Origin of the sequence: Micromonospora craterilacus, from assembly GCF_003236315.1 — a bacterium.
GTDB classification, from domain to species: Bacteria; Actinomycetota; Actinomycetes; order Mycobacteriales; family Micromonosporaceae; genus Micromonospora; species Micromonospora craterilacus.
Genome location: NZ_POTY01000272.1, coordinates 1 through 8615, shown reverse-complemented (window position 1 = coordinate 8615; position 8615 = coordinate 1). Strand labels below are relative to the sequence as shown.

The window sequence follows — 8615 nt, the reverse complement described above, 5'->3', positions numbered from 1 at the left end:
CTCCCGCCCTCCCCTTGTTGATCGGAAGCTTGCGTCATCGCGCGGCTTCACCTATGCCGCAAACCTTTTGATCATTCGGGACGCCCGGACTGGCGCCGGCCGACCTGATCGCGCACAGGGATGAGGCTGGCGGCGGGCGCGGTGTGGCCTGTCGGCTGGTTGGCGTGGGGCTGGCGATCCGCGTGGTCGGGCCGGCTGGTCACCTGCGCCGCGCCTCGGTGGTACATGTTCTTGGTGCCACCACCCGACATGCCGGTGGCGAGATTCTTGGCGCACCACCAATGATGGGCGGCTGGTGCCGGGCGGAGCTCGAACCAACGCGCCAGCTACCGTCCGCCGACCCTCCCGCTTGGGTCTCCGTGGTATCCCCGCCCGGTGTCCGCGGATTCTCAGCAGCCGAGATTCTAGATCTTGGACAGTTAGCGTTCCGCGCGAACGGAAACTGTCCAAGATCCCGACACCGCGTCCTACATCATGGGATGAGCGGCGAGGGTTGGCCCGCGGGCCCGACGGACGGGACGGACCGTCCAGGCGGCCGACCCCCGTCCGTCACCGCACGAACTGACGAGCGCGACGACCGATACCGGCATGGTCGGTCGGGGCAGTAGCAAGCGGTCTGCTCGCCGGGGCAGGCCCACCACCGGCAGCGGCCAGCAGCTGGTCGTAACCGACTCACGGCTGCATATCAACATTCGTCGTTACCGCCTCATGGCTGCACATCAACACCGGCATCGCGCCCACAGCCTGCACGTCGTCGAGCTGCTCGCGGTGGGCGGCGCTGACCTCGGTGAGGGTGGCCGAGAGCTGGGCGCGGCGGCGCCGGCGATGAGGCGTGAGCTGCGCGAACCGCGGAACAGGAAAGGACCTTGGCTGCGGTACGGTGACGCTGGCCGGGTGGGCGTGGCCGGCGTAGGCGTGAGGGGACGATACGTGGCGACTCTGTCCGATGTGGCCCGGCGGGCCGGTGTCTCACCCGCCACGGCGTCCCGCGTCATCAACGGCAGCAGCAAGCCGGTCACCGACGAGTTGCGCGAGCGGGTGCTCCAGGCGGTCGCCGAGTTGCAGTACGTGCCCAACGCCCATGCCCAACTGCTCGCCCGCTCGCATCGTGGCGCCGTCGGGGTGATCGTGCACGACGTCTCCGACCCGTACTTCTCGGAGATCACCCGTGGGTTGCAACGGGTCGCCACCGACCGGGGTCGGCTGCTGATGATCTGCAACAGCTACCGCGACCCGGAGCGGGAGTTGGAGTACGTGGAGCTGCTGCGCGGGCACCAGGTCGCCGCCATCATCCTGGCCGGCTCCGGCTACCACGACGCCGATTTCACCCGGCTGCTCAACGGTAAGCTGGCCGCGTACGAGGCCACCGGCGGGCGGGTCGCGGTGATCGGCCGCCACGAGCACTCCGGCGACGCGGTGATGCCGGACAACCGCAGCGGTGCCCGGCTGCTCGGGCACGAACTGTGCCGGCTCGGGCACGAACGGATCGGGGTGGTGGCCGGGCCACGGGTGCTGACCACCACGACCGACCGGCTGACCGGGCTGCGCGAGGCGCTCGCCGAGCACGGCCGCGAGCTGCCGGAGCACCACGTCCGGTACGCCGAGTTCGACCGCGACAGCGGTGCCCACGCCACCGCCACCCTGCTCGACGACCAGCCCGGACTGACCGCGATCGCGGCGCTCAACGACTCGATGGCCATCGGCGCGCTGGCGGCGCTGCGGTCCCGGGCGGTCGCGGTGCCGGCCCAGGTGAGCGTGTTCGGCTTCGACGACATGCCACTCGCCCGGGACGTCACCCCGGCGCTGACCACCGTCCGCCTTCCCCTGGTCGAGATGGGCGCCCGGGCGATGGCGCTGGCCCTGGACGCCGGGGCAAGCCGCCCACGAGTGGAATCACTCGCCGCCGAACTGGTCCGCCGCGACAGCTCCGGCCCGGCACCGAAGGAGGGGCCCGCTGTTAACGCCTCGGGTAGAGGAAGGGGCCCCTTCTTAACATGACCGGCCTAGCATGACCGGCGGGCGCTGACCGGTTGCTTGCTCGGGTGCCGGGTCGGGCCTGGCACGGGTCGGACGGCCGACGCGCCGAGCACATACCCTGACCGGGTGCCGTCGATCAGTCCCACCCAGCGGGTCCTCTCCCCCGACGACGTGACGGATTTCGTCCGCGCCTCGTTCGGCCCCGACCACCGGGTTGACGACTGCGGACCGTTGGCCGGCGGCGGCTTCGCCGCGGTGTGGTGGGCCCGCCTCGACGACGACCGGGACGTGGTGTTGAAGGTCGCCCCGCCGCCTACCGCGCGGCTGCTGCGCTACGAGACCGACCTGCTGGCCGCCGAGGCCCGCTACTTCCGGCTGGTCGCCGACCGGGTGCCGCAGGTGCCGGTGCCGCCGGTGCTGCACCACGGCCGCGATCCGCGGCTCGGCGAGTGGCTGGTCACCGGTCGGCTGCCCGGCCGGGCACTGCCCGACCTGGACGGTGACGACCGCCCGGCCCGTGCCGACCTGGGCGCGGCCATGGCCGCCGTGCACCGGATCACCGGCGACCGGTTCGGGTACGACGCCGGGCGTACCGGCGGGTCGACCTGGCGAACGGCGTTCGCGGCGATCATCGACGACCTGCTCGCCGACGCGGCTGACTGGCACGTCACGCTGCCCGCGCCGCCGCAGCGGTTCCGGGCGCTGGTGGACCGGCACGCCGACCTGCTCGACCAGGTACGCCGCCCGGCGCTGCTGCACTTCGACTGCTGGGACGGCAACGTGCTGACCGCGCCCGACGACGACGGTACGCACCGGATGTGCGGCCTGGTCGACGGCGAGCGGTTCCTCTACGGCGACCCGCTGCTGGACCTGGTCTCCCCCCTGCTGTTCCGACGGGCCGAGGACGAGCCGGCACACCCGTTCCTGCGTGGCTACGCCGACGCCTCGGGCACGCCGCTGGTCTTCGACGACGGGGCACGCCGCCGGTTGGCGCTGTACCGGATGCACCTGCACCTGCTGATGACCGTGGAGATGCCCAGCCGCGGCATCACCCCGGCGAACGACCCGGGCCGGCACGCCCTGCTCGCCGAGCTGTTGGACCGCGACCTCGCCGACCTGTCCGGCGACTGACCCGTGGCGGTGACCCGAGCCAGGGCGATGTCCCTCCCCAAGTGTGATGTCACACAGACATCAAAACGTCTGTGTGACATCACGCTTCGCGGACGACATGACGCCGGCCCGGACGGAATGACGCCAGGGCGGGCGGCTCGGGGTGTGCCGGCGGTGCCGCCTACCCGTTCGCCGGAGCGAAGCGGGCGAGCGGGTTGGCCAGGGCGCCGACGAGTTGCAGCGCGGCGGACGGGTCGGCCAGGTCTACCATCTGCTGGTTGTCGCGCAGTTGCAGCCGGTTGAGGCAGGACAGCGCGAACTCTGGGGCGAACAGGTCGTAGCGGGCGAGCCGGTCGGCCAGGTGCGGTACCCGGTCGGCGTACTCGGTGGCGCAGTCGGCGACCGCGCGCCAGAAGGTCTCCTCGTCGGTGACGCCCTGGCTGGCCAGGGTGGCGCCGAGGAAGCGGAAGAAACAGTCGAAGACGTCGGTGAAGATCGACAGCAGCTTCATGTCCTCCGGGACGTCGGCCCGGATCCGCTCGACCGGAGGTGGCAGGGCCGCCTCGGCGCTCATCACCACGATCTCCTCGGCGATGTCCTTGAAGATCACCCGCTCGACGACGCCGTCGCGCAGCACCAGGATGACGTTCTCGCCGTGCGGCATGAAGGCCAGGTCGTAGGCGTAGAAGGCGTGCAGCAGCGGAGTCAGGTAGGCATGCAGGTAGCGGCGCAGCCACTCGACCGGCGCCAGGCCGGAGGCGGCGATCAGCTCGGCGGCGAAGGACCGGCCGTCGGCGTCGACGTGCAGCAGTGACGCCATGGTGGCCAGCCGCTGGCCGGGCGCCAGGCCGGGCACCGGGCTCTCCCGCCAGAGCGCGGCCAGCATCTTCCGGTACGGCGAGTAGCGGTCGGTGGCGGCCTCGTACTGCCGGTGCCGGTAGCCGACGGCGGCCCGCTCCCGGATGATCGTCAGCCCGGTGGACCGGAACACCTCGTCGCCGGCGATCAGGTCGGCGAGCCAGTCGTTGATGGCCGGGGTGGCCGCCATGTACGCCGCGGACAGCCCCCGCATGAAGCCCATGTTCAGCACGGACAGCGCGGTCTTGACGTAGTGCCGCTCCGGCCGGCTGACGTTGAAGAAAGTCCGGATGGACTGCTGGGCGAGGTACTCGTCCGGCCCCTCGCCGAGGTGGACCAGTCGCCGGCGGGCCACCTCCCCGGCGAAGGTGACCGACAGCTTGTTCCACCACTGCCAGGGATGCACCGGGATGAGGTGGTAGTCGGCCAGGTCGAGGCCGAGCCCGGCCATGGTCTCGCGGTACCCGGCGAGGGTCGCGTCGCCCAGTTCCGCGCGGACGAGGGTGTCCTGGTCCAGGTCGGCGGAGCTGGTGAAGGTGGCGTGGTCGCGGTGCGCGGCCAGCCAGATCAGCCGCACCGGCCGGGCGGTCTCCGGGGCGTACCGGTGGTACTCGTCGACGCCGAAGCCGAGCCGGCCGTTGTTGGCCACGAAGCAGGGGTGGCCCTCGGTCATCGACGTCTCGATCGTCTGGAAGTCGGCCTCGACCAGCTTCGCCGCGCTCGGCAGTGGACGGTCCAGCTTGTACGCGATGCCGGCCAGGGTGGAGCTGATCTCCTCCAGGTAGACCGGCAGGATCCGGTCGGTGAGGCCGAGCGCGTCGCGCAGGTCGAGGCAGAGGTCGACGGCGTCCAGCGGCAGGGGCTCCTCGCCCCGGTGCCGGGTGATGCTCTCCGGGTCGATCTCCCAGTGCTCCAGGGTCAGCACCCGCGCGTCGAACCGGTACACCACCGCGCCGGAGTCGCCGGCGACCGCGTACCGGTGCGGGCCGGTGGGGTCGGTGGGTGGCCCGACCGGCCCGGGGGTGATCAGCCGCTCGTGGCTGAACTCGGCGAGGGCCTTGCGTACCAGCAGCCGGTTGGCCCGTTCCCAGGTCTCGGGTCGCAGGTGGGCGACCAAGTCACGCGTGGTCAAACCGGTGCTCCTTCGCTACGGTGGCGGCCTCGAACCGCTCCCGGGTGCAGATGCTCAGCAACGCCGTCTTCTCCGGCTTGACCACCGGGCCGACGACCTCGAACCCGACCGCCGCGTTGAGCGCGTGCACGGCGGTGTTGCGGACGTCCGGCTCGACCACGACCCGGTGGGTGGCCGGGTCGGCGAAGATCCAGGCCATCACGGTGGTGATCACCGCAGTGGTGAAGCCGTGGGTCGGCACCCTGGCCGGCGCGCAGAGGAAGTGCATGCCCACGTCGCCGGGCTGCGCGTCGTGCAGCCCGACCAGTTCCACCCGCGCCGGGTCGTACCGTTCGGCGAGGAATGCCGCCTCGCCGCGCCACAGCCCGAGGTAGGCGTCGTGGTGCGGGTGCGCGGCGATGCGCCGGTACTCGGCGGCGACCCGCTCGACGTCGGCGTCCTGCATCATCCAGAACGCCGCCTTGGGGTGGGTCACCCACCGGTGCAGCAGCGGGGCGTCGGCGGCCATGTCGAGCGTACGCAGGGCGAACTCGCCGAGCCGGCGGTCGTGCCGGGTGTAGACGACGTCGGTCACACCGTCACCCCGAACTCCTGGAAGGTGATCGACTTCTCCACCGGGTACGGCTCTCGGCCGAGCATCTCCCGGATGATCCAGGCGTTGCGGTACGGGCCCATGCCGAGGTCTGGCGAGGTGATGCTGTGCGTGTGGGTGCCGCCGTTCTGCAGGAAGACGCCGCGCCCGGTGTGGTCGACGCTGTAGTTGCGGGCGACGTCGAGCCGCCCGTGGCCGTCGAACCGGAGCCGGTCCCGGACCGGGTCCAGGAACGCCGGCACCCGGTGCCGGTAGCCGGTGGCCAACACCAGCCCCTCGGTGTCCAGGGTGAAGTCCCGGCCCTGCTCGACGTGGCGCAGCCCGAGAGTGTGCACGCCGGTGGCCGCGTCGTACGCCACGCCGGTCAGCTCGGTGTTGGTCATCAGGCGGGTGTTCACCGGACCGTGCACGCTGGACGCGTAGAGCAGGTCGAAGATGTCGTTGACCAGGTCCGCGGAGATCCCCTTGAACAGCCCCTTCTGCTCGGCTTCGAGGCGGTAGCGGGTCGGCTCGGGCAGGGCGTGGAAGTAGTCCACGTAGTCCGGTGAGGTCATCTCCAGGGTGAGCTTGGTGTACTCCAGCGGAAAGAAGCGCGGTGAGCGGGTCACCCAGTTCAGCTGGTAGCCGTACGTGTCGATGTCGCCGAGCAGGTCGTGGTAGATCTCGGCGGCGCTCTGCCCGCTGCCCACGACGGTGATGCTCCGCTTGGTCCGCAGCGCGTCGCGCTGCTCCAGGTAGCGCGAGTTGTGCACCGCGTCGGAGGCCAGGTCGGCGCAGGCGTCCGGCAGGTGCGGCGGGGTGCCGGTGCCGAGCACCAGGTGCCGGGCCCGGTGGGTGACGGTCGTGCCGTCGACGGTGGCGGTCACCACGTACCGCAGGTCGGCCGGGTCGTACTCGACGGCGGTCACCTGGTGGCCGAAGCGCAGGTTGGACAGCTTCGCGGCGGCCCAGCGGCAGTAGGCGTCGTACTCGACCCGCAGCGGGAAGAAGCTCTCCCGGATGTAGAAGGGGTAGAGCCGGCCGATCTCCTTGAGGTAGCTGAGGAAGGAGTACGGCGAGGTGGGGTCGGCCAGGGTGACCAGGTCGGCCAGGAACGGTGTCTGCAACCGGGACGACTCCAGCAGCATGCCGGGATGCCAGGCGACATCGGAGCGGGCCTCCAGGAACAGCCCGTCGAGGTCGGCGATCGGCGCGGTCAGGCAGGCCAGGCCCAGGTTGTACGGGCCAAGCCCGATCCCGATGAAGTCGTAGCTTGACATCCGGCCCTCCAGGCTCGGGTTGGCGGGTGACATCGTCAGCCGACCGGGCAGGTGAGGTCGACGGCGGGCGACGATGCGGCGTGGGTGTGCACGTACCGGCCGGCGTGCTCGGCGATCAGGTCCAGCACGTACCCGATGTCGTCGCCGGTGGTGGCCGGGTTGAGCACGGTGAACTTCAGGTACTGGCGACCGTCGACCCGGGTACCGGCGACCACACCGAGGCCGGAGGCGGCCAGCGCCTCCCGGGCGTGCAGGTTCGCCGCGTCGGCCAGCTCCCGGCCGGGCCCGGTGGGCCGCCAGCGGAACACCACCGTGCTCAGCGGCGACCGGGTGAGCACCTCGAACCGGGGGTCCGCGGCGACCAGGTCCCACGCCTGCCCGGCCCGGTCGCACACCTCGTCGAACAGCTCGCCGACCGCGTCCGGGCCCATCACCCGCAGGGTCAGCCAGAGCTTGAGCGCGTCGAAGCGGCGGGTGGTCTGCAAGCTCTTGTCGACCTGGTTGGGGATGCGCTGGGCGACCATCCGGGCCGGGTTGAGGTAGTCGGCGTGCCAGGTGGCATGCCGCAGGGTCCGACCGTCGCGGACCACCAGCGCGCTGGAGCTGACCGGCTGGAAGAACGACTTGTGGTAGTCGACGGTCACCGAGTCGGCCCGTTCGATGCCGTCGAGCAGGTGCCGGCGGGTGGGCGAGACCAGCAACCCGCAGCCGTACGCGGCGTCCACGTGCAGCCACACCCCGGCCGTGGCGCACCCGTCGGCGATCTCGTCGAGCGGGTCGATGGTGCCGAAGTCGGTGGTGCCGGCGGTGGCCACCACGGCCATCACGGGCAGGCCGTCCCGCCGGCAGCGGGCGATCTCGTGCCGGACGGCGCCGGGGCGCATCCGCCGGTCCGGGCCGGTCTCCACCAGCACGACCGCGTCCGGTGCCAGGCCGAGCAGCTTGGCCGCCTTCTGCACGCTGAAGTGACCGGCCGCGGAGGCGATGATCCGCAGCCGGGGCAGCAGGACGCGCCGGTCGGTCGGGGTGGCTCCGGCCAGGGCCTCCTCCCGGGCCAGCAGCAGGGCGTGCAGGTTGGACTGGGTGCCGCCGCTGGTGAACACTCCGTCGGCGGCCGGGCCGAGGCCGATCCGGGTGGCCGTCCAGTCGATCAGCCGCCGCTCGATGAGGGTGCCGCCGGCGCTCTGGTCCCAGGTGTCCATCGAGGAGTTGACCGCGCTGAGCACCGCCTCGCCGAGCAGCGCCGGGATGACCACCGGGCAGTTGAGGTGCGCCAGGTAACGCGGGTGGTGGAACCAGACCGCGTCGCGCAGGTAGACCCCGTCCAGTTCGTCCAGCGCCGCCGTGGTGTCCCCCAGCGGCCGGTCCAGGTCGATCGCGTCCACCAGCGGGGCCAGTTCGTCCGGGCGTACGCCGGTGAACGGTCCGGTCACCTCGGCCACCCGGCGGGCCACCCGCTCGGTGCCGGCGGTCACCGCGCGGCGGTAGTCGTCGACTGTGCGGTCGTTGAGCAACTGGGCCCGGGCTGTTGTGGGCCCGGTCGTCGGCCGGGTCGGCGTTGCCTCGGCGGTGTGCACCGGCAGGGTCATGGACGTCCTCCACGCTCGGCGGATCGGTTCTCGGGCAGCCGGAACCCGCCGCCCACGCGTCGCGCGGCGGGTGCTGCGGTTCTGGGAGGGTGGTGGTG

Annotated in this window: 6 protein-coding genes; 2 read left to right on the top strand and 4 right to left on the bottom strand. The window is 71.6% G+C overall.

The window, feature by feature from the left end; genetic code table 11:
* Positions 1–930: 930 nt before the first annotated feature.
* Both C1I95_RS29155 and C1I95_RS29150 read left to right on the top strand, forming a co-directional pair.
* Positions 931–1998, top strand: coding sequence for a LacI family DNA-binding transcriptional regulator (locus C1I95_RS29155; protein WP_111218642.1), 1068 nt, complete (start codon positions 931–933; stop codon positions 1996–1998).
* Positions 1999–2103: 105 nt separating this feature from the next.
* Positions 2104–3108 carry a phosphotransferase family protein gene (locus C1I95_RS29150; protein WP_111218640.1) on the top strand — a complete coding sequence of 335 codons (1005 nt, stop codon included), beginning with the start codon at positions 2104–2106 and terminating at the stop codon, positions 3106–3108.
* A gap of 160 nt (positions 3109–3268) precedes the next feature.
* Here the strand turns inward: C1I95_RS29150 and C1I95_RS29145 are convergent, their stop codons facing one another.
* From C1I95_RS29145 to C1I95_RS29130, 4 genes are all read right to left on the bottom strand, one after another.
* Complete coding sequence (locus C1I95_RS29145; RefSeq protein ID WP_111218638.1) at positions 3269–5077, bottom strand: IucA/IucC family protein; 1809 nt, start codon at positions 5075–5077, stop codon at positions 3269–3271.
* Complete coding sequence (locus tag C1I95_RS29140) at positions 5064–5585, bottom strand: GNAT family N-acetyltransferase (protein ID WP_111218648.1); 522 nt, start codon at positions 5583–5585, stop codon at positions 5064–5066. Before C1I95_RS29140 ends, C1I95_RS29145 begins: the two co-directional genes overlap by 14 nt.
* 62 nt (positions 5586–5647) lie before the next feature.
* Complete coding sequence (locus C1I95_RS29135; RefSeq protein ID WP_111218646.1) at positions 5648–6928, bottom strand: lysine N(6)-hydroxylase/L-ornithine N(5)-oxygenase family protein; 1281 nt, start codon at positions 6926–6928, stop codon at positions 5648–5650.
* A gap of 35 nt (positions 6929–6963) precedes the next feature.
* Positions 6964–8517 carry a pyridoxal phosphate-dependent decarboxylase family protein gene (locus tag C1I95_RS29130; RefSeq protein ID WP_111218636.1) on the bottom strand — a complete coding sequence of 518 codons (1554 nt, stop codon included), beginning with the start codon at positions 8515–8517 and terminating at the stop codon, positions 6964–6966.
* Between the last annotated feature and the right edge of the window lie 98 nt (positions 8518–8615).